Source organism: Staphylococcus kloosii (assembly GCF_003019255.1).
In the GTDB taxonomy this organism is placed as follows: domain Bacteria; phylum Bacillota; class Bacilli; order Staphylococcales; family Staphylococcaceae; genus Staphylococcus; species Staphylococcus kloosii.
On sequence record NZ_CP027846.1, the window covers coordinates 131,130 to 155,495 of the forward strand.

Consider the following 24,366-nt stretch of genomic DNA (forward strand, 5'->3'; position numbering starts at 1 on the left):
TTTTAACTGCAAAATACATAAATACCGTTATCTTTTATTAAAAATATTTACAAGCAATGATTTATTCTTTTTTTCAGTCTTTACTAGGAACTTTCTAGTAAAAATGACAGTTAAGCAAATATTTAATTACAGCTTTTAAGTCGAGAAAATATGTAATACTCAATTATTTAAATAGTTAAAAATATTTAAAGTAAAATATTTGAATGTACAAATAATCATATGCTATATTAAGAATGTAGTTAATACTAACTACTAGTCTTTTATATTCATGAACATATTACTCTTTGAGAGCGACACATCAGTGTCGCTCTTTTTTTAGCTTAATAATTTCAAGCCAATCGTACTGCCTAGAATTATTACGATACATAATACACGTAAGAAATCTTTTGATTCTTTATAAAACAACATACCTATCACTGCACCACCAACAGCACCGATACCAGTCCACACTGCATATGCTGTACTCATTGGCAATGTCATCATCGCTATAGCTAAACAAATAAAGCTAAGCGCAAAACTAACCATCATATATATTAATGATCTTAATTTATTATTATGTGTATAAGCACTCAATGATGCCACTCCTAACATTTCAAATACACCTGCAATAATTAATATAATCCAATCCATAATTTATGCCCCTTTCTCGCTCGTTGTCGCAAGTTTTAATCCAACCACACCAGTCAGTAATATGAATATCAATATTATCTTTCCTATATTTAATGGTTGTTCAAAAACTAAGAAATCGCATAAAGTAACTCCTGTAGTACCAAGACCAACAAATATGGCATACGTCGTTCCTGCCGGTAATACTTTCGATGCTTGTATTAATAAATAGAAACTTAGAAAAATAGCTATTACCGTCACTAACCATTCAATAGTATTAGATGCATGTGTTAAACCAATAACCCATCCAACTTCAAACAATGCCGCTATCACAATTTTTAACCAATTCATTTCCATACCTCCTAATAAATAAAAAAAGCCCGGAAGATAGTATCTAAACTATCTCCCAGGCTTTTATCCTTCCGTGTAACATGCAATAACATGTCGCTTTCTCTCGGACCAGACTAACTATAAAGTTACGGAACCCTAGAAAGCTTTTATTAAATTAATTGAACTATATCAAATCTTTATATACCGGTCAACCATAGTATCTCAAAAAGATTCGATACGCTTGAGTCAAAATTTTTTCAATTATCAGGGCTAAAACACTCTACATTTTACTAATTTTAATGTATACTAGTATTTAATTAGAATAATTCTAATTTAGAGCTGAGAATTTTAAATACCAAACAATAATTTATATAAAGAAAGGTGAAGATGATTATGCAATTATTAGGCTATAAAATGGAAAATGAAGAATTAGTCGCTACTGTGTTATCAGACAAAGAACATTTATTTAAATATACGTTTGATGTATCAACACCTGAATATGAAATATTAAACGTCTTAGAAGAGATTAATGAACATGTAGATAATGGTTTCCACCCATTAGGTTGCACTATTATTAAAAACTATGACTTCAGGGACGTGAAAGACTATTCGTTGTAAATATCAAACATCAAACCTGAAATGAGTACTTCTGTTACGTTTAATCTACAGTGTACTCATTTTTTAATTGCTCTTTTTGATAAATAGCCATCCCTGTGGTTAATGTTCTAAAACCAACTCGCTTGTAAAAAGTCGTATATTTAGTCGTCGCAATCAAGTATACACATGATACATTGCCTATTTGTGCTACTAACTTTTCTACAATTTCCTTACCTATCCCATACTTATGATAATTTTTATCTACCACTACATCATAAATGGCCGCATTATAAACACCATCAGACAATGCCCTGCCAAAACCAATAACCTTCTTATCAACTTTTGCTATGATAACATGGGTGCTCGCTTTAAAAATGCAATTTATATTATCTTCATTATGACTTGTCCATCCATTAGAGTTATAAACTTCTTTCATATTTTGAATATAGCTTGTATCAAAAGTGTATGTATAATCTACTTTCACATAAATCGCCCCTTTTTCACTTTGCTCAACTACTACCCTTATATAATAGTTAAAAACAAAAAAAGGAATAATCCTAGTAACTTCAAACTGTTTAGTTACTATATTATTCCTCATTAATAATTATTGTGCATGCACTTCTAATGCTATATCAATATTACCTTTAGTTGCTTTTGAATAAGGGCAATAATTATGCGCTTTTTCTACATATGCTTCTGCATCTTCTTGTGACATATTTTCTAATGTGACTGTTAAAGTTCCACCTAATTTAACACCATTGTCAGCTTCATCTACTATTAATTCAATAGTTGCTTCAACTTCTGGATTAGCATCTGTCACACCACTTTTTTGTAATATTAAAGATAACGCACTATTAAAACAAGCGCTATAACCTGCTGCAAATAGTTGTTCTGGATTCGTTTCAGCTGTAGTAGCATTACCTCCCATTTCTTTTGGAGTAGCTAAGTTTTGCACAAACGTATTATCAGGGCTAAACACACGACCATCACGACCGCCATTACTAATCATATTTGTAGTATATAAAACTTTAGACATCTATATGCACCTCTATTTAGTTAAATACTTATCAGTATTTTTTGTTTATCTCAATTAAATTAAGTACAATTCAATTGAGATTAATTCGATTATATAACTGTATACTGTATTATTCAACTACCTTGCTTATAAAAAAGATGGTACCTTTCTTGGTACCATCTTTTGTTATTTATTATATTTTTCAATTTCTGCTGCACGTAATTCTACACGTCTGATTTTACCAGAATTTGTCTTAGGTAAATCGTCAACAAATTCTATTTGACGCGGATATTTGTATGGCGCAACGTCTTGTTTAACGTAGTTTTGTAACTCTTTTACTAACGCATCATTTCCTTCTACATCGTCTTGTAAAATAACGAAAGCTTTAACTACGTTACCACGAATATCATCAGGGCTAGCTACTACAGCACATTCTTTCACTGCAGGATGACCGATGAGTGAGTCTTCTACTTCGAATGGTCCAATTGTATATCCCGAACTAATAATAATGTCGTCACTTCTACCTTGGAACCAGAAATAGCCATCTTCATCAATACGTGCACGATCTCCTGTTACGTAAAATTCTCCACGTTTGGAGTCTGCAGTACGTTCTTCATCTTTATAATAACCTTTGAAAAGTGCTGGTGAGTCTAACCAGACAGCAATATCACCTGTTACACCCGGTTCAACTTCATTACCATCTTCATCGATGATCGCAACTTGATCGCCTAAAATAGCTTTCCCCATTGATCCTGGACGCGTTTCGGCATCTTTAAGCGAACCAATAAGTAGCGTATTTTCTGTTTGACCATAGCCATCTCTAACAGTTAAATCAAAGTTTTGTTGAAATTTTTCTATTACTTCTTGATTTAAAGGTTCTCCTGCAGAAACTGCACTATGAAGATGAGATAAATCATAATCTTTCAAATTAGGTAATTTAGCCATTAAGCGATATTCTGTCGGTGTACAACATAGCACGTTAACTTCATATCTTTGTAATAGTTCCAAATATTTTTTAGCATCAAATTTACCTTGGTAAACTAACGCTTTAGCACCTGAACCCATAATAGATAGGTATGGACTCCAAATCCATTTTTGCCATCCTGGTGCCGCTGTAGCCCATGCTGTGTCACCTTCATTAACGCTTAACCAATATTTAGGTGCGGTTTGCATATGTGCATAACCCCAACCATGCGTATGAACTACGGCTTTAGGTTTAGCAGTCGTACCTGAAGTATAAGATAATAAAGCAACATCGTCTCTATGCGTTGCGACGATATCTAATTCATCGCTTACTTGTTGTTGTTCATCTTCAATATTAATCCAATCGTCTTCATGTCCACCGACGATAAATTTCGTTAAGTTATCATATTCTGCTATACCTTTAAATTCATTAATGCCTTCATTAATTACTACTACAGCAGCTACATCGCCATGTGTAATTCTATGTTGTAAGTCTTTCGTTCTGAGCATTTCAGAACTAGGAATAATGACTAATCCTAATTTTAATGCAGCAGTATAAATTTCATACGTAATAATGCTACGAGGCATCATTATGAGTACTTTGTCCCCTTTTTGTAACCCATGATTAGAAAATACATGCCCAATTTTATTAGCATTTTTTATTAAATTGGCATATGTAATACTATCCGTATTACCCGCTTCATCTTCATAAGCTATCGCCTGTTTCGACGTATCAACGGCATATTTTTCAATTTCTTCAACAATATTATACCGTTCTGGTGCAACTAAATCTGATTTCTTCATAATTACTCTCCTTTTGAAATTAAAATATTCATAATATCTTATTTTAATATCATCTTAAACATGAACATACTACCTTAACTTTTAATCATACGTCTAAATTGTACGCCTATTTCAGTAATTTGATAAGTAAAAAGTCTGATAATTGCAAATTTATATAGATAAAGTGATAAAATAATTGTATATAGCAAAATATATAAGGCTAAAAATTTATATAGCGAGTTATTTATTAGTCTTATGCCAAGAAATAACAATTCATTTTTCGATAAGGACGTGTTTTCATGTATAATATTGCAATCGCTGGTGCCGGTGCTATGGGCGGTCGCATCGGAACACAAATTAAAGAGGCAGGATACAATGTAACGCTCATTGACTATTGGGACGAACATATTAACAAAATTAATGATGCAGGCCTAGAAATTAAAACTGAAACATCAACTTATAATGTCAATATCACTGCTAAAAAGCCATCTGAAGTAAATGAACAGTATGATTTAATTATTATTTTGACTAAAGCAATGGATTCTTCAGCAATGATTAATGCATTATATGACAGAAATGCAATCAAAGAATCAACAGCGATATTAACTATGATGAACGGTTTAGGACATGACGAGCGTTTTGCAGAAGTAGTACCAAAATCTCAAATATTTTTAGCTGTTACAATGTGGACTGCTGGATTAAGAGGTCCAGGACAACTTTTATTAGAAGGTTCAGGCACAATAGAATTACAACGCGCCGATGGAGAAGCCGATAATCGAACTGAAGAAATAAATAACATATTTAATGAGGCGGGGTTGAATTCAGTTATCAGTGATAATGTCTTTATTTCTATATGGTCAAAGGCGACTTTAAACAGTGTGCTTAATCCGTTATGTACTATCTTAGATAAGCGCATTGGCGAGTTAGGTGCATACGATCAAGCTAGAGCTATGATTCAACCATTAATAGAAGAAATAGTATCTGTAGCTAATGCGCGTAACGTTGCCATCAACACAGCAGACATGATTCACAAGATAGAAGCTGCCTATCCCGAATCTACACAAGGTTTACACTATCCTTCAATGCATCAAGATCTGCACAAAGGCCGTTTGACAGAAATTGATTTCCTTAACGGGCAAATTGCTAAATATGGTAAAGACCTGAATATCCCTACGCCACTAAACGAAATGTTAACTCATCAAGTTCACGAATTAGAACTTGATTATGTTAAAAATTAAGATTTTATATGTTATGTAACAATAAAGCTCACAGCTAATTATATGTATTAGCTGTGAGCTTTTTTAATCATTTTCTAGTTCATTTGTTGTTGTACAAAAGACGTGAAGGTTTCTACGTCGCCTTTTTCTATGTTTTTAATTGGAAAGTCCCCTATTTCAAAACTTAAATTGATAACTTGTTCATCATGAGAAATAGATTTAATTTCGTTATAGCCAATATTTCTATAATAAAATTGTCCATCCATATCAACATTTAATATTAATCTTTCATTAGTTGCTATGTAAGCTCCTTTATATAAACGTTGTTCACCTTTAACGTTATATTCTATATCTCCAAGTACAGATGGTCCTTTCTTCTCAGTTGGAAATAAATCGTTTGGATTTACATTATCTAAAATCATCTTATCCTCACCTTTGTTCTTTTTCTATTTACTATGTCGTCTTACTAAATTACCACTTTATTAATACTTAATAACATTGTGTATTATAGATATAAAATTGTCTATTAAGAACAACTATATTTAACTAATAAATTCAGTAAATAAAAAACGTACAAATCCCTATAATTTGTACGTTTTAAATATTATGATAAACTTTTCATTTCTTCAGGTTTAGCGCCAGTTCTTTCTCTTAAGTCATATTCAATTTCTTCTAAACTACGACCTCTAGTTTCTGGTAAGAATTTAATAACAAAGATCATAGCTAAAACGCCGATAACTGCGAATATTAAGAAAACCCATTCTGTACTTAATGCACTATTAAGCATTGGGAATAACTGCGCAACAATGATTGTACCAACATTTAGTACTAATGTTGCTACACCAGTAGCCGCACCACGTGCACGCATTGGGAACATTTCAGGTAACATAACCCATAAAATTGGACCCCAAGTTAAACCAAAGAATACGATAAATAGTGATAAACAAATGATAATAATCCATGAAGATGAAGTAATACCAATTGTCCAAATAAGGACTGCCATAATTACTAATGAAGCGACCATCCCGATGTTACCAGTCACAAGCATTTTCTTACGTCCTACTTTATCTACTACAAATACCGCTACTACTGTAACAAGCACGTTAATCAAGCCAATACCAACTGTACCTAAGATTGAAGTTGCTTCACCTAAACCAGCTTTGTTTAAAATTGTTGGTGCATAGAAAATAATCGCATTAATACCTACGATTTGTTGGAATAAAGCAAACACACAACCAATGATTAATGTTGGTCTAATCCATGGAGATTTTAAAATCGTCCATGTTGATTCAGAAATAGCTGAGATTTCTTTCATTTCTTTAATTTCTTTATCTATTTCTTTCTCATCAAATGTAATTTTCATTACTTTTCTTGCAGCATTTTCGCCTTTGTGCTCTAACAACCATCTTGGACTTTCAGGCATAAACGCAATACCTACTAATAAAATAACTGAAGGTACTACTGCTAAACCAACCATCCAACGCCAAGCTTCCATGTCAGCAAAAGCATAGTTAACTAAGTAAGCTGCTAAAATACCAATCGTAATCATCAATTGGTTAAGTGAGCCAAGAGAACCGCGGAATTCTGTAGGTGCCATTTCAGATAAGTATACCGGTACAGTAGCCATTGAACCACCTACTGCTAAACCAATAATGAAACGTCCTAATATTAACATTTCAATGTTTTGTGCAAATGATAATAACAGTGTACCAATGATAAATACAATCGCAATTATCAATACAAGACGTCTTCTCCCTATTTTATCGGATAATGGACCACTACCGCCAGCACCGATTATTGCGCCAAATAGCATCGATGATACGACTAAACCTTTCATAGATTCACTTAAAGGAATATCATGGTGGATAAATAATAGCGCACCAGAAATAACACCATTATCATAACCATATAATAATCCGCCTAAAGCTCCCAAAATAAAAATTAAATATTTGTTTGCATTCACTTAATATCATCCCTTTCATAATTAAGGTTATTATAATCTAAAAATGAAAGCGTTTCAATTTATATTTTAATAAAATTCACAAACAATTATAATAAAAAAGGAATTTGAAAAGCTTATAATTGAATGAGAGTCAATTTTTACAGTAGCAAAATTTTCACTTCTAGTATGAATTAATACAAAAAATTCTTATTCACATGTCGTTATGAATAAGAATTATTAATAAAATATAAAGTTATGTTATACAATTATTCTTCATCTCTATCAGCGAAATGGATGAAAAAACCACTTATGATTGCCACAGGTATTCCTATAAATGGGGTGAACATGACACTAAACACACATGCGAAAATAATGCTAAACAATAGAGCGATAAATCCTGATTGTCGTTCTTTTTCAATTCTGTCACGTGAAATTTTCACCACACCCTTATCATTGTTCAATTAATTGAATTAAATTGCCACAAGTATCATCAAATATAGCCAGTTTAATTTCTCCCATAGCCTGTGGTTCTTGTGTGAAACGGACACCTCGCGCTTTTAACGACTCATACTCTTCTTCTAGATTATCAGTGGCAAACATTGTAGCGGGTATACCTTCATCAAAAAGTCGAGTTTGGTAATCTTTAGCAATAGGATTATCATTTGGCTCTAATACAATTTCCACTGGATTGGCAGAGTTACTCTCTTTTACAGTTAGCCATTTAGGACCACCCATATCTATATTATGTTTAAGTTCGAAACCTAATATTTTAGTATAAAATTGTTGGGCTTGTTCTTGATCTTTAACAAATATACTCGTTGCTACTATTTTCATTGTTTAAACACCACCAAAAATTTATTGTAGTCCCGCTCTAATTTGCACACCATGTTCTATATAAGCTTTTAGACAACTTAACATATAAACCCAACCTTCTTTTTGACCGAGAATACGTTCAACTTCGGAAGGATCAAACGAACTTTCTTTTGTCGTTACTAAAGTTTTATCATCATACGATTCAAAGTTGATTGTCACCGTTTTATCCCCCCACTGAAATTCAATGTTTTCATTAGGCGTCACTTCTTTAACTTTAATTTCAACTTCTGCATCATATTCATCATAACGTAACACTATATTTTTACCTGTTTCCCAACGTTTTGAACTTGATGAAAACCAAAATCCCCCAATTTCTTTAGGATCTACAAATGCTTCAAATACCGTTGAAGCTGGTGCTGTAATTTCCATTTTAGTAATAATATCCATATGTAATTCCCCTTCTCTATCTAATCATATGTTTAATTATTGCCCTCAACAATATACTTTAAACTTAAAGTAGTTATAGTATGCTTTTTACTATTTCTCTATTATACTTTATAAAAATAGTCTTTTGAGGTGAAAATAATGTTAGATAGATTAGATGAAGTAATGATATATGTATATAATCATGATAAAGCGATTGATTTTTGGACAACACACCTTTCTTTCACTGTTGTAGAAGATACAACTGAAATGGAAATGCGCGCTGTTAAATTAGCACCATCAGAAGATGCACAAACTTTAATTGTGTTACAAGATAAAGCAAAAGTAGACGCCATGGATATGGGTGTCAGTACGGCTACACCATCTTTAATCTTTGCCACTACAAATTTCGATTCGTTACGTGAATCACTTCAACAAAGCGGAATTGAAACAGGTGAAGTCATGACATTACCTATGGGTAGAGTATTTAACTTTGCTGATCCAGAACAAAATCACTTTGCTGTAAAAGAAGTACAATAATAACAAGACCTCCCGTTTTAGACTACGGGAGGTCTTATGTTTATTCTAATTCACTATATTAATGCGTTTATAATTAATCCGACAATATCGACTACACCAAAAATTAAAAATACGGTACCTAAACTAAAAAAGCTTTGTCTTCTTCCTAAACGATGACGAGAGGTTCTTTTACCTAACACTAAGAACACAATACCTACGATAATTAATAATATTGCTACAATCCACATATCGATTCCTCTCCTTATTTTAATAATACCGGCTATAAAGTCTCATTATATAAATACCCTGTTCATACTATTCATAACTTATATAACTAAGCCTCATCTCTATTTATCGCGCTTTTTAAGTTTATGTTGTTCGTACAAAAAAGAACCATAATTGCCAAAAAATGCTATTAAAGCCATAATTGATGCCCCTAAAATGACTTTTGTACCACTAATAGCTATAAATATTATGAAAATGATTATTGCAATGAGTAAACTTTTCACAATAGATTTTATGTGTAATTTCATATTACAAAACTTCCCCTCAACGAAGATATCAATAATACCGCTTAATTCTCTTCTTAAATACGACGCATTTTTCTCTTATTTTTAAAATTCCCTTTGCACTAGAATTTATACATATTTTCACAAAGTATATTGATATAATAAGTCATCATTTAAATAAGTTATGCATAAAAAAAAGACCCCTAATTAAAGGGGCCTTCTGAGACTATAACGGGAGTTAACATTCTCAACATGCCCAAGGGCACGTTGAGAAACCCATCTCATATAATCTCACATGCCCTAAGGCATGCAAATAGATTATATCTTTCACAATTATTATTGTAAATATTCAATGACTATTTTTCATTAAATTGTAAACATTTTAAAATTTAATAAAGTGATATATAAGTAAAACATGCAGGCGCAACAGAACTACTTGCACTTGCATGCTTTCTACTTATTAAGTGAATTATTGATCAATATTAATAAATTGTAATTCATAAACAGCTTCATCATCATAAGTGTTAAAGACGTCAATTTTACCGTTTAAATAAAGTTCTTGTTGTTTTCTACTTACATTATGCTTATACGTTAATTTGAGTTTTAAATTAGATTCATAACCATTGTTTTTAATAGTTTTTTCAATTTCATCAAATACGTCTTTATTTATTGGTAACAAATATCCTTCTTTACTAGGAAGCATACTAACAAATTTTCTTTCTAATACCTCATTACCTTCAATATAAATTTCGATAGTGATTTGTTTAGCTGCGCCTCCACCTAAATTATAGAGTTGTAAAAAGTCTTCTTCATTTTCTCCATCTCTTTTAACTGCAGTATTGTGCAATGTAAGACCTTTAGCACTTCTTTTAATCAAAATTTGATTAAAACCCAATGCGGGTATAAACGCTATCTTCATTTGATATAGTTGTAAAGTAACAGAAATAAAATAGAACAATGCCATTATAAATGTACCAATTTGTCCTATTGCAGATATAACATTCAACATAAAATTCTCCTTCTCGTTTTATTCAGGAGACAGTAGTAGGATTGATAACTTTAACATATCACCTATAAATTTTAAATAACTGAACACAATTTATTTAAATTAGTGCATTAAAATTTCAATAAAGCATGGGTGCACTTGGTAATCAATATCTCGATATCGGATATCTACATAATCATAATCAAAAATATCGTGTGGTAATGCTTTATACCATTGATTAGCATCGGTATAAGTGTGTTCAATTAAAACATTGTCTGCCTTAGATATATCTACCCACTCATCGAAAAGGCATGCGTAAATATGCATATTCAAAACAATTCCTCCTAGAAATTTATTAATATTGCATATAGATACACAAAACCGTTAATAATCAACGGCCAAATTCCCTTAACCTACGTTTCAGACATTAACATTTATTAATATTTATGAAAAGCTTCTGAAAATTACAATCTTTATGAGTGAGATTCAACTTTACGTCACCTAATATTTTTCAGTCCCTTGATGAAACAACAATGCCCAATCGCCATCATAAAACTGCCATACAGAGCTTCTGTTGCTAATTACTCCACGCGTATTATTTACAAGTTCATACGTACATAATCTTGCATGCTCAGCGAGTTCATAAACTTCAAAATTATTAATAGTAAAGTCATCACAATTTAGGGCCATATTTTTGATGTCACTTTTATAAAACACTTTGCCCGACTTACCAAATTCCTTAAAGTTGGGATGCAAAATATCCAATACTTTATCTTTATTTTTTCTATTACTTGGTTTTAAATGCTGCCATTCATAGTCAATCAATGGTAATCACCTGCTCAGCTTTATATAGTTTGAACATTTTAGTCTATCTTCACATGACCTACATCAGTTCTGATTTTAATTATATTTTTCCCATTTCCTATTTTTTTATTTTTCAGTGAAGGAATATTTATATCAGGCTTTCCTTCTTGTTGATTTACATCAAACAAACTATTTTTAGGTGCTTGGTCAAATGATAGATGTACATATGCTGTATCCACATCTATATCAATAGGTTTGTCTGCCGGAACATTTTTCATACGTACCAATCCTGTATCTGCTTTTATTTTCGCATGTTGAAATTTAGAATGCTGTGTTACTAATTTTCCTGTATCAACATTGATATTAAGCGACCCTAATTTTGAATTTTTCAACTTAACTTGTCCACTATCAGCCTTGAATTTAGAACTTTGGGTATTTATACCATCTACATCTATATTTCCACTTTCTCCTGAAATTTTAATCGATTTTAAGCTTTTAGGGACTGTTACTTCTAATTGTGTGTAATTACGTTGAAATGGATTTAAATTAACGATAGCTTTAGGTTGATTCATATTGATATTTAGAGATTTATTATTTACTTTAGCATTTGATTTATACTTACTGTTAGGGCCAATTGATTTAACGTTAAACTTATCACCCTGTTTTATTTTCACATTCGCATTCGATCCATTAATGTTTAAATGATCTATATTTTCGTTAAAATCTTCATTGTTAGTTACCTTACTAGGATGAGTATGTGCTATTTCCTTTCCTTTAATTATTGTTAAAATACCAAAAACTACAAACATTAAAGTTCCTAAAGCAAAAAGTATCCATAGTAATTTTTTCATGACTGCACACTCCCTTTTACTATCGCTACATTCCATCTTAAATATTTCACGAAAATTTTATATGTCCATTTCGTGATTAAAAATGTAATAACAAAAAGTACTAATCCTAAGCCGAAACTAGCCAATACTGAGTAGATATCTACTGATAAAATAGTATTAAATCCATCAACTATTCCTTTTAATATCAGCATTATAGGTGACGCGATTAATATAATCGTTGTAACCATAAGACTAAACAAGATACTTATGATTAAAATGATAGGTATTAAAACTACAAAAAAGTTCAATACACCTAATCCCATTACAGCAATAACTGCCTTTGTTAAATCTCCCAATTTATTTGTTTTCTCAGCTTTATTCATAGCCATACTTGCATTTAATTCTTTAGCTATTTCTTTAGGGTTGCCTAATTCTTCTGATATTTCTGCTTCACTTTTGCCATCTTCTTTACCACTATAGAAATGTGTTTCATACTCATCTATTATTTCTGCTTTTTCAAATTCCGAAATACTTTTCAAATGCTTATTTAATACAGTTAAATATTCCTTTTTATTCATCGACGTCACTCTCCTCTAAAAACAAATCAATAGCATCTGTAAAACTTTTCCATTCATTCAATAAAATTTCTAGACGTTTTTCACCTAAATCTGTAATTTTGTAATATTTACGTGCTGGCCCTTCAGTAGATTCTTTAAAATATGTCGTTAAATATTCTTCTTTGACTAACCTACGTAATAAAGGATAAACAGTCCCTTCAGATATCGTTATCCTGGGTGTAATTTTTTGTACAAGAGAATATCCATACTGATCTTCCCCTTTTATTATGAGCAGTACAATAAATTCCAAAGCCCCTTTTTTGAATTGTATATTCATTTTTTATTCCTCCACATAATTCAGTACCTAACAATACATAGTAGTTGATGATAAAAATATATCACACACTATTATGCATTACAAGGTAGTGAACAAAAGATAGTAAAGCAAATGCTGTTTTCTTCCAAAATAACAACTAAACACCAAGCGTTTAGCATTTTTGGCCAAGCGCTTGGTGCTTTTATTTCATAAACTATACTGTATAATGGAGGTTAAAATAACAAGGGGCTGGTATTATGTCTATTATTATTGTCGGTGGATCTGGTATGTTAACAAACACTATTCGTTGGGTTGTCGATAATTTCAACGAAGATATTTATTTACTTTCTAGAAATAAAGACAGTTATGATTCATTTTTATTAGAACAAAGTAATGTGCATTTTCAACATTATGATTACCTTCATCCCGAAACTTTCGATTTTACAATTAACGACGTGACATTAGTGATTAGTTGGGTTCATAGTGAAGGCTATGCTAATCATTTACGTTTCTTAAAAGAGCATGTATCATGGTCTAAAAATAAGCATCGTTACATTCATATTGTAGCTACGCAAAAGTACAGTGACGCAGAATTACTTTCGTATCTATCCGCTTCAAATATCGCTATTTCTACCGTAAGTTTAGGTTATAAAGAAGATACTGGTGGCCAAAAACGATGGTTATATAATTCTGAAATAGCTCATGGCACAATACTAGCTATAAGCTCAGGCAATGATGTCCAAGTCGGAATAGTAGCAGGCAAGAATTAAGCAATATTTTATATTAGGAGTGAAATTCATGTTCAAAACACCAATTACTGAAAATCTAAGTTTAAAAATATTAGAAGAACGAGATGCGGAAGCACTCTTTGCTATAGTTTCAAATAACAGAGAACATTTAGGTGAATGGTTGCCATTTGTGAATTTCACACAATCTAGTACAGATAGTAAAAACTTTATTAAATCAGCGCTTCAACAATTTGCTCGTAACGATGGATTTCATTGTGGCATTTGGTACAATAACAAACTTGTCGGCGTAATTGGTCTTCACTATATAGATTCATTAAATGAAAAGACTTCTATCGGCTATTACTTAGCTGAAGATTATCAACAATATGGCATTATGACTAAATGCACACAGTATTTAATTAATTATTGTTTTGAAGAATTAAATTTAAATCGTGTAGAAATTCGAACTGCAGTAAATAACGTTAAAAGCCAAAATATTCCTAAAAAATTAGGTTTTCAACAAGAAGGTATGATTCGCCAAGCTGAAAAGCTTAATGGGCAATACTCAGATAGTTATGTCTTCAGCTTACTAAAATCAGAATTTGCTCATTATGAAATTTAATAACATCTTATTATCCTTTACCGTTTCAATAACCATAAGTTAAGCAAACATTAAAGCACCCTTCACAAAACTCACTTTATAGTGATTAATTGTAAAGGGTCTTTAATTATTATATAAATCTATTTTCGTTGATGGTAAGGTGAATCAACGATTACCAACATCTTGACCAATTTCAACTGATTTATCTTTTTGATTGTAAATTGCACCTTGTACACTGCCGAAGTTGGGATCATTTCGTTTTTCTTCTATGCCAAATCCTAAACTTTTGAAAATATTAATATCTTCTTTACTTGTTGCATTTTCATAGTAAATCGTACCCCCATCATTGTAAAAACGGGGTTTATCGATTGAATCTTGTAGTGTCCCATTACCTCTTAAGTAATCAATAAGTACTTCATTCAATGTCGTTGGTATTTTATTGCCACCCGGTGTTCCGATGCCCATGTAATAATCAGGCCCCACAACGATTGTAGGTGCCGTAAACGACCTTGGTTCTTTATGCTTACCTTTATAATTGGGACTTGCTGGATCATTTGAGAAATTAGATAATGAGTTATTCATATAAAACCCTTGCTTCATGTACTTTCCTGAACCGAAGAAACTAGACAACGTATTGGTCGTACTCGTCATTTTTCCATCTTTATCTATAACTACAAAATGCGTGGTACTTGTATTATCTACATTATTCGTATTGAAGTTACTATTCATATTTAATTCATTTAATTTGCCTAATAGATAATCTTGCGAGAGATATTCATCAAAATCTTGATCAGTTCCATTAACAACATCTCTATTTCGATACATCAAAGCTCTAGATTTTAGTACACCTGTAATGTAATCGAGTCTATTACTAGACGCATCGCCTTGCTCAGTTGCTTCATCTACCTTTAAACCTTGTAACATAAGTGTACCCCCAAGAGGATTAGATGCCGAATAAATTTTATTGCCCATATAATCTGTACTTACAGGTTCTTTGGCTTCGGTACGATAGCTTTTGAAGTCTTTTTCCGTGAGTTTATCATCCATTTGTTTAGATATTTTTTCACCTATATCATTATAAAAATAATCAGGTCCTTTATCGCGTATACCTTTAAGTGTCTCGGCAAGAGCTGGTTGTTTAATCACATCTCCCTCTCGTTTCGTTTTACTACCTTCAAAGAACGGTGAATTTCTATCAACGTCAGAACCATAGAGTTTTAAACTTCGCTCTAACTCAGAATCCACTTCAAATCCTTCTTCTGCTAATGGAATAACATCATTTAAAATATCCTTTTCTGCCATTTTGCCGCCAGCTTTATGTACATCATGCATACCTCTAACAAAACCAGGTGTGCCTGTTTGATCTTTATCTTTATAATCAAATGATGAGATATCTTTGTATTGCCACTGTTTTGGGGCGCTTCCAGTTTTACCATCATAATAAAGCATTGCACCACCGCCACCAAGACCAGAGGAATGTGGTTCCGTAATGGCCAATGCGTATGATACCCCGACAGACGCATCAATAGCATTGCCACCCTGCTTTAATATTTGATTACCAACTTTTGTCGCAATTGGATTATTAGATGCTACACCGTATTTCTTACTTGCATTGGATTGATCATGATCCACAATTTTATTTTCGTATAAATCATCTTTATTATAATTATCTTTTTTGGTAATAAAGAAAAAGATAATTGAAATAATAATTGTGAGGAGCAATATGACGATGAGCGTTTTTTTATTATAAATACTCATATTAACTTACTCCTTTAGATAAATAATGTTTGTTTTCTATTTTAAGTTCATAGTCTTCGTATTTATCAGTATCTTCATTCGACTTAACAAAAGTAATTAATAAGAAGATAATAAGGATAATTGATATAACTGTAATGGATAACCAGTGGTTTTTAAGATTCATAATGATAACCCCCTTTCACCTTTTTCAATTTCACTGAATCGCTATTAAGATTATTCAATAACTTAATTTCTTCAACTTTACTTGGTTGTGCCCTCGTAACCTTACCACCTTGTGATTTAATGGGTGTCACTAAGAAATTTGATTTTTTACCATCCCATTTTTGTTGTACTGTAATACCTTGTTGATTTTTAGAGAGGAAATTCTCAGATGTCACATTACCTAAACTATAAAATATATTTGTATGCTTATAGTTTTCCACTTTTTGAATAACAGTGTTGTGGCCAATGATTATGTCAGCTCCAGCATCTGATAGTGCATGAGCATATTTTTGCTGCCGGGCAGTTACATGTTTTTCGTCTGGGATACCCCAATCAACATTAACAACTACCATATCGTTATCTTCTTTTAATTTTTTTAATAGCGGCATAAAAATTTTCGGTTTCAAACTAATTGATGTAGTGTTTTTTAATGGATCTGAATAGTCGGAGTCGACATCTGTAAAATCCACACTAGCTATCTTTTGGCCTTTGACATTTTGTTGCACAGTTTTACTATTAATGGGATTAGAACCATTTCCAGTTAAAAAGTTATATCCCAGTTGTGCTTCAACATCCTTTTGTAAATCTCTTGCTTGTATATTATCTACTGAATTATTTATTAAATTTAAACTCTTAAGATTTAACTCTTTTAAATACAAAATATTATCAATATTTTCTTTCCTGTTCATCTTTGGATTATCGGCAAATTTAGATAAATGAAGGCTTGCTGTTGAATAATCACTTCCTTTCAAGATATCTTTAACTGCTCCAAATGTTTCATTGAGATCATTTTTTCTAATATTAGAATTCATGTTGATATTACCTAAGTAAGTTAAATTGATTTCATTATTTTGCTTAGGCATTGCCTCGACAGGAACACTTTTTTGTAACCTTAAAATTAATACTAAAAGTACAATTGCTGCTATTAAAACAAGCAATGTAAAAAGGAAATTATATCTTTTATGAAGTTTTGACCATTTCAGCACACGTTCATCAATTGTAAATCTTTTTGATTTCTTCATATTTACAAGCTCCTAACTAGTTAATAAAACTATAAAAGAATAAAATGACGTATGTAATACATGTCAATAACATACATGACGATAGTGTAATGATTACACCCTGCTTCTGAATCGTATTCGCAATGATACCTGGAATTACAATACCAATCCCTGACATTTCAACCATTTCAAATGGTGTTAATGGATAAATTAAATCGAAGAAAAATTTTAATATCATCCCGGTTAAAATCATTGCAGCAAACTTTCGACGGCCATACAAAATAACGTATTTACTGATACCATGGTTGACGATGAAATATGTAATACAGCTAATTATCAATACAGATAACAACATTACCGGTTGATCAAAAATTAAGGCTAAATAACCTGGCACAACCATACCTGCTGGTGTAATACCAAATTTTTCTGCAAATATGAGACTCAATACAATACCTACAAATAATGAGAAATATAATTCTGAACCTACCATATTAATTTATCCCTTCTATAAACTGCGCTAATTTTTTTCCTGGGCCATGAATATTACCTACACAGAACACCAAAGCATTTTCACACTCTGCATATAAACTTTTTTCAATTTCTCCAATATCACTATTTTCAAAGTTTAGATACTTTTTATCAGGATTGCGTTCCATGACCTCTGTAATCATTTGCGTACTTTTACCTGTACAAATTAAGGTGTCGAATTGTACGTCTTCGATAAAATCTTCAGCAAACATTTTTGTCCTATCCACCCTATCTGCACGACAATTTAATATGATAATTCTCTTTTTATATGGATAATTGTAAGATTCAACTTTTCTTAAAATGGCCTTAGAGGATTTCGTTTCATTTGCAGCGAAGGCATTTACATAAACATTCGTCGTATGATTTGCAGTGAAGTATTTAATTTCCACAGCTCCAGAATCAGGTGGCGCATTTAACATGCCTTGTAAAGCTATTTCTCTATCAATCCCTAAAGCCTCTGCCACACCTAAGGCAATTGCAACATTGTCAGGAAAGACTAAATAATCAAACTTCCTTAAATATGTTTCTGGTATTTCATCTTTATCAACAACGATAAGTTTCGATTTTCGCTTTTTTGCCACCTTGGCAAAATAGGAAGTATAGTCATCTTTCATGACGATAAGATGTCCTTTATAAGGTATCGTTGCTGTAAAAGATTGCGCCACATCTTTTAATGTTGGACCTAAAACATCCATATGATCTTCCATAACATTAACGATGACGCCGATATTGGCTTTTACTAAATCTTTCTGGAATGTAATTTGATAATCTGGATTTACTGCCATACATTCATTCACGAGTGCATTGGCTTTTTGCTTCACAACTTTTTGAACAATGTCCCTTTGTTCACCAATATTCGCACCTTGAGGCTTTCTATAAACTGGATATTCTCTTGAAGTAAACCAGTACAACATACGTGCATCTGTACCAGTAGTTTTGCCAACAACTTTGTATTGATCTTCACGTAAAATGCTATAAATAAGCCTCGTAATAGTTGATTTGCCTCTGATTCCATTAATATTTATTCGTAGTGGAATTTTTGCTAATCGTCGAGAGTGATTCTTTTTCTCTACTATGCCTAACCACATGATTAACACCACGCAAATTATGATAAGTAACAATTTGTGTCCCTCTCTTCATTAAGTTGTTTAGTGTTTAACGTTATAGAAACAAATAAATGATTTACGCTAATTTATGAATTTATAACCCCCTAATCAACGTATATTTTTATTATTTTATTCTATTAACGACATACTACCATTCAGTTATTTAGCTAGTTTTAAACATATAAATTTTTTGTAAATATAATCTAAAGTCATATTTACATTTGAATTAAATTCAATATTATCTATATTTATAATTATTTAACCTCTATTAAGGAATGATTTATTTAACTACTTATATCTAAAATAAAATATATTTTCACACTTGCTTTACATTGAATTAAAACAGCTATGTTACTTTTAATTTGAATCAAAATATTAAGCATTAAGTTAGGGAGGTAGTCATGAGTAAACCTGTTAAATTAGCAGTAGGGATATATCTTGGGACAATATTAATTTTGTGCATTGGCTATTTAATTTTAATACTAATAGGCAGTTTTCAAGGCAATGATATGCGTGGGGTCATTACAGACGCTAATCATACTAGAAATTTTGAAACTATTGGAGATATGGAGCAGGATTCGCAGTTCTTGGATGATAACTTAATCTTAAACATTCCTTAGTTTTTATATGTTAATGGCATAAAGAAAAGCCTGGAGACAATATTGTCCCAGGCTCAAATATATTATTTAACTCTCAATTTAAAGTTTAATTTGGCAATTAGTGATTAATTTTTAAATTAACCACCGCCAGCACCACCGTACATGATTACTACATCACTTACTTTATTATTATTAACATTAAAACTAACAAAAAGGCCAGGTGATTTAGGTTTGTATTGATATACTGTATTACTTTTATCTCCTAATTTACCTTGTTCTAGTTCAGAACCGTAGGCATCTTTTAATTGTTTTACAGTCAATTGATCTTTAACTTTAAACTTTACTAAATTTGCACTTTTATTATTTTCTCCATTAGTAAACGTTTGGTCATATTTAGTAAACGTTTGACTACCTGTGACATTAGTAATTTTCACACCATTAAATGTTACATTGTCATATTTAATCCCATTCATAAATTGTTTGTTTAATAAGAAGCTAGAATCATTGCCAGCGTATCCATGATAAGTATAGTATGGCGTCGTTGCTGCATGTGCTACGTTATTTTGTGCTGATACTCCAGAGGCAGTTCCTACTCCAAATAATGTGCCAAAAGCTACTGTAGTTGCTACAATTGTTTTTGTTGTCTTATTCATAATGAATCTCCCCTTTTGTTTATTACAAAATATTACTTTCTGATTACAATATTACACAATATTTACAAAATTTCAACTTAAAATTGAAAAAATATAATTTAATTTACGTTATTCACTAAAACAATAATATTTTATACAGCTATATATTGCACAATGACAGCATTTATTAAGTATCGCAAAGCAAATAAATTTTTAGGAGAAATTTTCAGAAAAATTTCAGAGTTTTACTCTTCCAAGTCAAAATTCATGAAATTTTCTTCTGAAATCAAAAAAGATTTCCACCCTTTTAAGTGAAAATCTATTATATATTTATATTTAAACTGAGTATATATCAAATATATTTTTATATGAATTTCAAAATTGCGATTAGAATATTTAGTAAAAGCATTACTACGAACGTAATTATTGCTTCTCTTTTTTCTATAATAGAAAACTTTCGTAGTAATATACTATATAGAGCAGAATTTAGTATTATAGATAAAATACTGAGCCATTCATTATCAATAACACTTATGCCATTATTAAAATAAGTTACTAAACTAATAGTAATAAAACTAGGTAAAATAGAACTTATATATATGTATAAATTCATTCCTATTGAAAAATTTTGTTTAGTTCCTATAAAACCTACAATAAATTTTAAAATTAAAGACAATATAATAACTGCTATAACGCTAAATATTACAAGAATTAAATTCATCCATAAAACTGCTAAATCAGTACTAATTGGTATGTCTGAAGATAAATTTTCTACCTCATTTAATAAAATAGATCTTGTTGATATTTGAATAGTGATTGTAAATATAATAAAAAACAAAAGCGAATATACTATTTGGTCATTTTTTAGTTTTAGTTTTTTCATGATGTCAGCTCCTTGCTTATGAACTTTAACTATTCATTAAAACAATTACCAAATTTATTTCCTACTTTTATAATAACGCCTTCTAAAAATTTAACAATTTGCTTATTCATATTTTTAATAATGCTAAAATTTAACTTACCAATTTGTTGCAAATTTTCTTATTAATTCCTTTTTAAAAAGCACTCACATTTTCAATAACATGTGAGTGCTTTTATAAATATTTTTCGAGCCTAACAAGACCTTCTGAATCAGGTTCATCAATACCATTTTTATACGTATAACCATGTTTAAGATAAAAATCTACTGCGGTTATCGATGCTGGAATTTCTACCCTCTCAGCACGTTTAAAATATTCATCATTTTCCAAAGTTTCGATTATAAAATTACCGAGACCTTTGCCCTGATATTGTGGATCTACAAAAATTGTAAATAGACTGCTTTCTGTCTTACTATCCCAATATGGTCCAATAGCACCCGTGCCAATAATTGTCGTATCATCGACAATCAAATAAAAATGGGTGAAACTTGCTCTTTCTATTATCTTTTCAGGCGTTATATCAGTAATTGCTTTTTCCATAACATCTTCAGGTTCGTATAATGCATTTGTAGTTTTTAAAGTTCTTATAATTAATTCAGATACTTCATGCGCATCTTCGTTTTTAAAATGTCTAATTTCCATAACTATCACCAAGTCCAACTAACTCAATTTTTGAAATACTGCCATCATTGTTAATTACTCTTAAATCAGGATTTTTTAACTCTTGCCAATCACTGAAGGAGAATTTATCAACATAATTTAATATCAAAGCAATTAAATTGCCATGACTAACAACTAACGTATTTTCAGTTAAATCTAATTCATTTAAAAAGCTAATCGCTCTTTGTTCAGCTTCACGACTACTTTCCCCACCGTGTAACTTCAATTCATAATCTTTAAAGGTTTTTTCTAATACAGGTAAAAATGACGTTAATGTATCAGAAGTTAGTACGCGTTCCGTCAATCTTTCGTCTATCGTTATCGTTTTATTCATAGAGACCGCAAAAGGTTCTATCGTCTTAGTCGCCCTTGTCATAGGACTTGAATAAATTTTGTTAATCTCAAGTTGTTTTAATATCGGTATTAGGGACTCCGCTTTTTGCTGTCCATCTTCAGTTAATGGCGCATCTTTATTTTGGCTTTCAGCCTGACAATGTCTTAATAAATACAACATACTACTTACCCTTAACAAATAAACATTTAAATGTTTCACATAACATAATTTCTTCTTCAGAAAATGTTAAATTATGTTCCTTAAATTCTTCATTAAAGAATTCTAAATGAGCTTTTCTCCAATATGCCAAGCTTCTGTCCCCTTCACCTTCATTATATGCATGTGTTTCAGTCACATTTTTAAATTTTGTAGCATATAGTTCAGTCGTTTGAATCACACATATTGGTTGCTCTTTACTATTTAACACAATACTTAGCTCCTCTGTTTGAGGTAGTGGTTCATTATCTAGTTCATAAAGACTATATGCACTCGTTGTCGATGTTTTAATCCCACGACATACTAAGTCAGCTAATAGATCTTGATCAACGCCAAATGCCCATGCAGTATAGTTAGCGTCTTTATATTCTGGATATTTAGTAATAAATTCATTCCAAAATGCTTCAATAGACACGTTAAACACCCCTTTTACGTAGTTATTAACATTGATAATTACTAGTATTATAACTATTCTTTACTCTGCTTACTACCTTATTTATAAAATCACCATTGTTAATAATAGTTCCATACTCATCGAAATATATCATTGTTATAATAAAATTATTAAAGAGAGGTGCTAACTAATGACAATTTATAAAAATATTTCTGATACTGGACAATTAATTAGCGAACCAACACGTATGACTATGTTAATGAATTTATCTGGCATGAACGCTTTAACTGCTGGCGAATTAGCTCGTGCTTCAAATATCTCACCACAAACAGCAAGCACACATTTACAAAAATTGTTAAACGGCAACCTAATAATTGAACGCCGCCAAGGTCGTCATAAATACTATGAACTTTATAATGAAGATGTCGCTAAAGCACTTGAAAGTATTGCAAATATCTCTGGTCCGCTTGTTTCAAAATCACTCAATCAATCGACTTATAAACAAAAATTAGAGTTTGCACGTACTTGTTATGGTCATATTGCCGGTAAATTAGGTGTTATGATTACCAATGCGTTAATCAATAAAGGTTACCTTGTAGAACAGCATAATGAATACTATCAATTAACCGACACCGGTAAACAATGGTGCAAAAGGTTAGATATAAATATTAATCAATTGAATATACGTCCCGAAGTGTTACCTATGCATATTGATTGGACCGTACGTCAAAATCATTTAGCTGGGCCATTGTCACTCGCAATCACACAACAATTTATCCAACGAGGATGGTTGAAATTGGGAGACTTAAAAAGAGAAATCCTTGTTACTCCTAAGGGAAAAGAAGCACTATGCAAGGAGTTAGACATTTGTGATTTGTAGTCAGCATTTTTCGCTAATAAAAGTAGGAAGGCAGTCTACTTTTTTATAAAAAGGTTATTAAGTTTAAAAAAGATAACTGATTTAAAATCACTTAAATTAACAACATTCAAATCGGTTATCTATTATAGTTTGTTTTTAATTATAGCTGCTTTACAAATCCTAGAGATTTCTTGTTAAAGCCATTAGCTTGGTAAAATGCATGTGCGTTTAGACGCTCTTCACGATTGCCACTATTTAGCGCTATTGCGTCACAATTCAACTTAATAGCCAGCTGTTCTGATTGTTTTAGCAATAACGTGCCATTACCTTTCCCACGATAAGTGTTATTTATCACAAAAGCTAAGATACGTAAATAATGACCAGGCTTTTCAAAGTTCATCATGTGTATCATTCCACTAAAACCAATAACTTCGCCTTGCTCATTGATTAACAATAACATGTAATAATCGTCGTGTTTATTTAATTTTTCTAAACGCCCAAGCAACTCTTCTTTAGTAGTTGGGTAGCCTAACTGTTCATATAAAACAAGAAAATTATCTATTTGTTGTAGGTCCTCATTTTTAAATAATCTAGTAACGACGCTCATCTAATCACCCTCA

General features: G+C 31.4%; 36 protein-coding genes and 1 riboswitch. Of the genes, 7 read left to right on the plus strand and 29 right to left on the minus strand.

The annotated features are described in order from the left end of the window. Positions 1 to 315: 315 nt before the first annotated feature. Positions 316 to 630 (minus strand): DMT family transporter, encoded by a 315-nt coding sequence (locus C7J89_RS00650; protein WP_103294855.1) that lies wholly within the window; start codon positions 628 to 630, stop codon positions 316 to 318. A 3-nt stretch (positions 631 to 633) separates the two neighbouring features. After that, complete coding sequence (locus C7J89_RS00655; protein ID WP_103294856.1) at positions 634 to 957, minus strand: DMT family transporter; 324 nt, start codon at positions 955 to 957, stop codon at positions 634 to 636. Positions 958 to 1,007: 50 nt separating this feature from the next. After that, positions 1,008 to 1,107: riboswitch (guanidine-I (ykkC/yxkD leader) on the minus strand. A 222-nt stretch (positions 1,108 to 1,329) separates the two neighbouring features. Between C7J89_RS00655 and C7J89_RS00660 the strand changes: the two genes are divergently transcribed. After that, the gene (locus C7J89_RS00660; protein ID WP_103294857.1) at positions 1,330 to 1,554 is read left to right on the plus strand and encodes a hypothetical protein; all 225 of its coding nucleotides are present in this window, start codon (positions 1,330 to 1,332) and stop codon (positions 1,552 to 1,554) included. 40 nt (positions 1,555 to 1,594) lie between these two features. On the opposite strand, the gene C7J89_RS00665 is transcribed toward C7J89_RS00660, so the two are convergent. The 3 genes from C7J89_RS00665 to mbcS all read right to left on the minus strand — a co-directional run bounded on the left by C7J89_RS00665 (position 1,595) and on the right by mbcS (position 4,315). Next, complete coding sequence (locus C7J89_RS00665) at positions 1,595 to 2,017, minus strand: GNAT family N-acetyltransferase (RefSeq protein ID WP_233432434.1); 423 nt, start codon at positions 2,015 to 2,017, stop codon at positions 1,595 to 1,597. 120 nt (positions 2,018 to 2,137) lie between these two features. Beyond that, on the minus strand, positions 2,138 to 2,569 hold the full coding sequence (locus tag C7J89_RS00670) for an organic hydroperoxide resistance protein (protein ID WP_103294858.1): 432 nt from the start codon (positions 2,567 to 2,569) through the stop codon (positions 2,138 to 2,140). A 165-nt stretch (positions 2,570 to 2,734) separates the two neighbouring features. Beyond that, the gene (gene mbcS / locus C7J89_RS00675) at positions 2,735 to 4,315 is read right to left on the minus strand and encodes an acyl-CoA synthetase MbcS (protein ID WP_103294859.1); all 1,581 of its coding nucleotides are present in this window, start codon (positions 4,313 to 4,315) and stop codon (positions 2,735 to 2,737) included. 278 nt (positions 4,316 to 4,593) lie between these two features. Between mbcS and C7J89_RS00680 the strand changes: the two genes are divergently transcribed. After that, positions 4,594 to 5,532 (plus strand): ketopantoate reductase family protein, encoded by a 939-nt coding sequence (locus tag C7J89_RS00680; RefSeq protein WP_103294860.1) that lies wholly within the window; start codon positions 4,594 to 4,596, stop codon positions 5,530 to 5,532. Between the two features lie 74 nt (positions 5,533 to 5,606). Here the strand turns inward: C7J89_RS00680 and C7J89_RS00685 are convergent, their stop codons facing one another. From C7J89_RS00685 to C7J89_RS00705, 5 genes are all read right to left on the minus strand, one after another. Beyond that, positions 5,607 to 5,933 (minus strand): PH domain-containing protein, encoded by a 327-nt coding sequence (locus C7J89_RS00685; protein ID WP_061854277.1) that lies wholly within the window; start codon positions 5,931 to 5,933, stop codon positions 5,607 to 5,609. Positions 5,934 to 6,115: 182 nt separating this feature from the next. Beyond that, a complete protein-coding gene (gene glcP / locus C7J89_RS00690) occupies positions 6,116 to 7,474 on the minus strand; it encodes a glucose transporter GlcP (protein WP_103294861.1) in 1,359 nt (452 codons plus the stop codon). 245 nt (positions 7,475 to 7,719) lie between these two features. Continuing rightward, positions 7,720 to 7,893: a VraH family protein gene (locus C7J89_RS00695; protein ID WP_233432435.1), complete on the minus strand. Its 174-nt coding sequence runs from the start codon at positions 7,891 to 7,893 to the stop codon at positions 7,720 to 7,722. Positions 7,894 to 7,903: 10 nt separating this feature from the next. Next, the gene (locus C7J89_RS00700) at positions 7,904 to 8,287 is read right to left on the minus strand and encodes a VOC family protein (RefSeq protein WP_103294862.1); all 384 of its coding nucleotides are present in this window, start codon (positions 8,285 to 8,287) and stop codon (positions 7,904 to 7,906) included. 21 nt (positions 8,288 to 8,308) lie between these two features. Continuing rightward, on the minus strand, positions 8,309 to 8,713 hold the full coding sequence (locus C7J89_RS00705; protein WP_061854275.1) for an SRPBCC domain-containing protein: 405 nt from the start codon (positions 8,711 to 8,713) through the stop codon (positions 8,309 to 8,311). A 138-nt stretch (positions 8,714 to 8,851) separates the two neighbouring features. Between C7J89_RS00705 and C7J89_RS00710 the strand changes: the two genes are divergently transcribed. Next, positions 8,852 to 9,229 carry a VOC family protein gene (locus C7J89_RS00710; RefSeq protein WP_103294863.1) on the plus strand — a complete coding sequence of 126 codons (378 nt, stop codon included), beginning with the start codon at positions 8,852 to 8,854 and terminating at the stop codon, positions 9,227 to 9,229. A gap of 53 nt (positions 9,230 to 9,282) precedes the next feature. Here the strand turns inward: C7J89_RS00710 and C7J89_RS13270 are convergent, their stop codons facing one another. From C7J89_RS13270 to C7J89_RS00745, 8 genes are all read right to left on the minus strand, one after another. Continuing rightward, positions 9,283 to 9,456: a hypothetical protein gene (locus tag C7J89_RS13270; protein ID WP_170066433.1), complete on the minus strand. Its 174-nt coding sequence runs from the start codon at positions 9,454 to 9,456 to the stop codon at positions 9,283 to 9,285. Positions 9,457 to 9,555: 99 nt separating this feature from the next. Beyond that, positions 9,556 to 9,741, minus strand: a complete 186-nt coding sequence (locus C7J89_RS00715) for a hypothetical protein (protein ID WP_103294864.1) — start codon at positions 9,739 to 9,741, stop codon at positions 9,556 to 9,558. A 445-nt stretch (positions 9,742 to 10,186) separates the two neighbouring features. Further along, a complete protein-coding gene (locus tag C7J89_RS00720) occupies positions 10,187 to 10,726 on the minus strand; it encodes a hypothetical protein (protein WP_103294865.1) in 540 nt (179 codons plus the stop codon). A gap of 99 nt (positions 10,727 to 10,825) precedes the next feature. Then, the gene (locus C7J89_RS00725; protein ID WP_103294866.1) at positions 10,826 to 11,035 is read right to left on the minus strand and encodes a hypothetical protein; all 210 of its coding nucleotides are present in this window, start codon (positions 11,033 to 11,035) and stop codon (positions 10,826 to 10,828) included. A 168-nt stretch (positions 11,036 to 11,203) separates the two neighbouring features. Then, on the minus strand, positions 11,204 to 11,527 hold the full coding sequence (locus tag C7J89_RS00730; protein ID WP_103294867.1) for a nuclear transport factor 2 family protein: 324 nt from the start codon (positions 11,525 to 11,527) through the stop codon (positions 11,204 to 11,206). Positions 11,528 to 11,565: 38 nt separating this feature from the next. Then, positions 11,566 to 12,357: a DUF4097 family beta strand repeat-containing protein gene (locus tag C7J89_RS00735; protein WP_158260856.1), complete on the minus strand. Its 792-nt coding sequence runs from the start codon at positions 12,355 to 12,357 to the stop codon at positions 11,566 to 11,568. Next, positions 12,354 to 12,914: an HAAS signaling domain-containing protein gene (locus C7J89_RS00740; protein ID WP_103294869.1), complete on the minus strand. Its 561-nt coding sequence runs from the start codon at positions 12,912 to 12,914 to the stop codon at positions 12,354 to 12,356. The genes C7J89_RS00735 and C7J89_RS00740 overlap by 4 nt, the downstream gene beginning before the upstream one ends. Beyond that, on the minus strand, positions 12,907 to 13,230 hold the full coding sequence (locus tag C7J89_RS00745; protein ID WP_103294870.1) for a PadR family transcriptional regulator: 324 nt from the start codon (positions 13,228 to 13,230) through the stop codon (positions 12,907 to 12,909). The genes C7J89_RS00740 and C7J89_RS00745 overlap by 8 nt, the downstream gene beginning before the upstream one ends. Positions 13,231 to 13,466: 236 nt before the next feature. On the opposite strand from C7J89_RS00745, the gene C7J89_RS00750 reads away from it, so the two are divergent. Both C7J89_RS00750 and C7J89_RS00755 read left to right on the plus strand, forming a co-directional pair. Continuing rightward, complete coding sequence (locus tag C7J89_RS00750; RefSeq protein ID WP_103294871.1) at positions 13,467 to 13,979, plus strand: Rossmann-fold NAD(P)-binding domain-containing protein; 513 nt, start codon at positions 13,467 to 13,469, stop codon at positions 13,977 to 13,979. Between the two features lie 28 nt (positions 13,980 to 14,007). Next, entirely contained in the window at positions 14,008 to 14,559 is a 552-nt protein-coding gene (locus C7J89_RS00755) for a GNAT family N-acetyltransferase (RefSeq protein ID WP_103294872.1), read from the plus strand. A 144-nt stretch (positions 14,560 to 14,703) separates the two neighbouring features. On the opposite strand, the gene C7J89_RS00760 is transcribed toward C7J89_RS00755, so the two are convergent. From C7J89_RS00760 to pgsB, 5 genes are read right to left on the minus strand one after another with little or no spacing between them, the layout of a single operon-like run. Next, positions 14,704 to 16,296, minus strand: coding sequence for a gamma-glutamyltransferase (locus C7J89_RS00760; protein ID WP_103294873.1), 1,593 nt, complete (start codon positions 16,294 to 16,296; stop codon positions 14,704 to 14,706). Between the two features lies 1 nt (position 16,297). Then, positions 16,298 to 16,459, minus strand: coding sequence for a hypothetical protein (locus tag C7J89_RS13275; RefSeq protein ID WP_170066434.1), 162 nt, complete (start codon positions 16,457 to 16,459; stop codon positions 16,298 to 16,300). Next, entirely contained in the window at positions 16,449 to 17,519 is a 1,071-nt protein-coding gene (locus tag C7J89_RS00765; protein WP_103294874.1) for a CapA family protein, read from the minus strand. Before C7J89_RS00765 ends, C7J89_RS13275 begins: the two co-directional genes overlap by 11 nt. 16 nt (positions 17,520 to 17,535) lie before the next feature. Next, positions 17,536 to 17,988 (minus strand): poly-gamma-glutamate biosynthesis protein PgsC, encoded by a 453-nt coding sequence (gene pgsC, locus C7J89_RS00770; RefSeq protein WP_103294875.1) that lies wholly within the window; start codon positions 17,986 to 17,988, stop codon positions 17,536 to 17,538. 1 nt (position 17,989) lies between these two features. After that, entirely contained in the window at positions 17,990 to 19,147 is a 1,158-nt protein-coding gene (gene pgsB, locus C7J89_RS00775) for a poly-gamma-glutamate synthase PgsB (protein ID WP_103294876.1), read from the minus strand. A 386-nt stretch (positions 19,148 to 19,533) separates the two neighbouring features. On the opposite strand from pgsB, the gene C7J89_RS00780 reads away from it, so the two are divergent. Continuing rightward, on the plus strand, positions 19,534 to 19,752 hold the full coding sequence (locus C7J89_RS00780; RefSeq protein WP_061854262.1) for a hypothetical protein: 219 nt from the start codon (positions 19,534 to 19,536) through the stop codon (positions 19,750 to 19,752). A gap of 116 nt (positions 19,753 to 19,868) precedes the next feature. Here C7J89_RS00780 and isaB read toward each other — a convergent pair whose 3' ends face one another. The 5 genes from isaB to C7J89_RS00805 form a co-directional block, all read right to left on the minus strand. After that, on the minus strand, positions 19,869 to 20,384 hold the full coding sequence (gene isaB, locus C7J89_RS00785) for an immunodominant staphylococcal antigen IsaB family protein (RefSeq protein ID WP_103296169.1): 516 nt from the start codon (positions 20,382 to 20,384) through the stop codon (positions 19,869 to 19,871). Between the two features lie 343 nt (positions 20,385 to 20,727). Then, a complete protein-coding gene (locus C7J89_RS00790) occupies positions 20,728 to 21,246 on the minus strand; it encodes a hypothetical protein (protein ID WP_106884368.1) in 519 nt (172 codons plus the stop codon). 211 nt (positions 21,247 to 21,457) lie between these two features. Then, on the minus strand, positions 21,458 to 21,925 hold the full coding sequence (locus C7J89_RS00795; protein ID WP_103295228.1) for a GNAT family N-acetyltransferase: 468 nt from the start codon (positions 21,923 to 21,925) through the stop codon (positions 21,458 to 21,460). After that, positions 21,915 to 22,457, minus strand: a complete 543-nt coding sequence (locus C7J89_RS00800; protein ID WP_103295227.1) for a histidine phosphatase family protein — start codon at positions 22,455 to 22,457, stop codon at positions 21,915 to 21,917. The genes C7J89_RS00795 and C7J89_RS00800 overlap by 11 nt, the downstream gene beginning before the upstream one ends. A 1-nt stretch (position 22,458) precedes the next feature. Continuing rightward, positions 22,459 to 22,908, minus strand: coding sequence for an ASCH domain-containing protein (locus tag C7J89_RS00805; RefSeq protein ID WP_061854253.1), 450 nt, complete (start codon positions 22,906 to 22,908; stop codon positions 22,459 to 22,461). Between the two features lie 169 nt (positions 22,909 to 23,077). Between C7J89_RS00805 and C7J89_RS00810 the strand changes: the two genes are divergently transcribed. Beyond that, a complete protein-coding gene (locus C7J89_RS00810; RefSeq protein WP_103295226.1) occupies positions 23,078 to 23,767 on the plus strand; it encodes an ArsR/SmtB family transcription factor in 690 nt (229 codons plus the stop codon). A 139-nt stretch (positions 23,768 to 23,906) separates the two neighbouring features. On the opposite strand, the gene C7J89_RS00815 is transcribed toward C7J89_RS00810, so the two are convergent. Continuing rightward, entirely contained in the window at positions 23,907 to 24,353 is a 447-nt protein-coding gene (locus C7J89_RS00815) for a GNAT family N-acetyltransferase (RefSeq protein ID WP_103295225.1), read from the minus strand. Positions 24,354 to 24,366: the final 13 nt, after the last annotated feature.

Coding starts and splice junctions, on each gene's coding strand:
- C7J89_RS00715 (WP_103294864.1), bottom strand. CDS start 9,741: ATGAAATTACACATAAAATCTATTGTGAAAAGTTTACTCATTGCAATA.
- C7J89_RS00720 (WP_103294865.1), bottom strand. CDS start 10,726: ATGTTGAATGTTATATCTGCAATAGGACAAATTGGTACATTTATAATG.
- C7J89_RS00740 (WP_103294869.1), bottom strand. CDS start 12,914: ATGAATAAAAAGGAATATTTAACTGTATTAAATAAGCATTTGAAAAGT.
- C7J89_RS00755 (WP_103294872.1), top strand. CDS start 14,008: ATGTTCAAAACACCAATTACTGAAAATCTAAGTTTAAAAATATTAGAA.
- C7J89_RS00810 (WP_103295226.1), top strand. CDS start 23,078: ATGACAATTTATAAAAATATTTCTGATACTGGACAATTAATTAGCGAA.
- C7J89_RS00700 (WP_103294862.1), bottom strand. CDS start 8,287: ATGAAAATAGTAGCAACGAGTATATTTGTTAAAGATCAAGAACAAGCC.
- C7J89_RS00660 (WP_103294857.1), top strand. CDS start 1,330: ATGCAATTATTAGGCTATAAAATGGAAAATGAAGAATTAGTCGCTACT.
- C7J89_RS00680 (WP_103294860.1), top strand. CDS start 4,594: ATGTATAATATTGCAATCGCTGGTGCCGGTGCTATGGGCGGTCGCATC.
- mbcS (WP_103294859.1), bottom strand. CDS start 4,315: ATGAAGAAATCAGATTTAGTTGCACCAGAACGGTATAATATTGTTGAA.
- C7J89_RS00750 (WP_103294871.1), top strand. CDS start 13,467: ATGTCTATTATTATTGTCGGTGGATCTGGTATGTTAACAAACACTATT.
- C7J89_RS00655 (WP_103294856.1), bottom strand. CDS start 957: ATGAATTGGTTAAAAATTGTGATAGCGGCATTGTTTGAAGTTGGATGG.
- C7J89_RS00790 (WP_106884368.1), bottom strand. CDS start 21,246: ATGAAAAAACTAAAACTAAAAAATGACCAAATAGTATATTCGCTTTTG.
- C7J89_RS00760 (WP_103294873.1), bottom strand. CDS start 16,296: ATGAGTATTTATAATAAAAAAACGCTCATCGTCATATTGCTCCTCACA.
- C7J89_RS00780 (WP_061854262.1), top strand. CDS start 19,534: ATGAGTAAACCTGTTAAATTAGCAGTAGGGATATATCTTGGGACAATA.
- pgsC (WP_103294875.1), bottom strand. CDS start 17,988: ATGGTAGGTTCAGAATTATATTTCTCATTATTTGTAGGTATTGTATTG.
- C7J89_RS00795 (WP_103295228.1), bottom strand. CDS start 21,925: ATGGAAATTAGACATTTTAAAAACGAAGATGCGCATGAAGTATCTGAA.
- C7J89_RS00735 (WP_158260856.1), bottom strand. CDS start 12,357: ATGAAAAAATTACTATGGATACTTTTTGCTTTAGGAACTTTAATGTTT.
- C7J89_RS00650 (WP_103294855.1), bottom strand. CDS start 630: ATGGATTGGATTATATTAATTATTGCAGGTGTATTTGAAATGTTAGGA.
- C7J89_RS13275 (WP_170066434.1), bottom strand. CDS start 16,459: ATGAATCTTAAAAACCACTGGTTATCCATTACAGTTATATCAATTATC.
- C7J89_RS00710 (WP_103294863.1), top strand. CDS start 8,852: ATGTTAGATAGATTAGATGAAGTAATGATATATGTATATAATCATGAT.
- C7J89_RS00705 (WP_061854275.1), bottom strand. CDS start 8,713: ATGGATATTATTACTAAAATGGAAATTACAGCACCAGCTTCAACGGTA.
- C7J89_RS00765 (WP_103294874.1), bottom strand. CDS start 17,519: ATGAAGAAATCAAAAAGATTTACAATTGATGAACGTGTGCTGAAATGG.
- C7J89_RS00800 (WP_103295227.1), bottom strand. CDS start 22,457: ATGTTGTATTTATTAAGACATTGTCAGGCTGAAAGCCAAAATAAAGAT.
- C7J89_RS00745 (WP_103294870.1), bottom strand. CDS start 13,230: ATGAATATACAATTCAAAAAAGGGGCTTTGGAATTTATTGTACTGCTC.
- isaB (WP_103296169.1), bottom strand. CDS start 20,384: ATGAATAAGACAACAAAAACAATTGTAGCAACTACAGTAGCTTTTGGC.
- C7J89_RS00815 (WP_103295225.1), bottom strand. CDS start 24,353: ATGAGCGTCGTTACTAGATTATTTAAAAATGAGGACCTACAACAAATA.
- C7J89_RS00685 (WP_061854277.1), bottom strand. CDS start 5,933: ATGATTTTAGATAATGTAAATCCAAACGATTTATTTCCAACTGAGAAG.
- C7J89_RS13270 (WP_170066433.1), bottom strand. CDS start 9,456: ATGTGGATTGTAGCAATATTATTAATTATCGTAGGTATTGTGTTCTTA.
- C7J89_RS00670 (WP_103294858.1), bottom strand. CDS start 2,569: ATGTCTAAAGTTTTATATACTACAAATATGATTAGTAATGGCGGTCGT.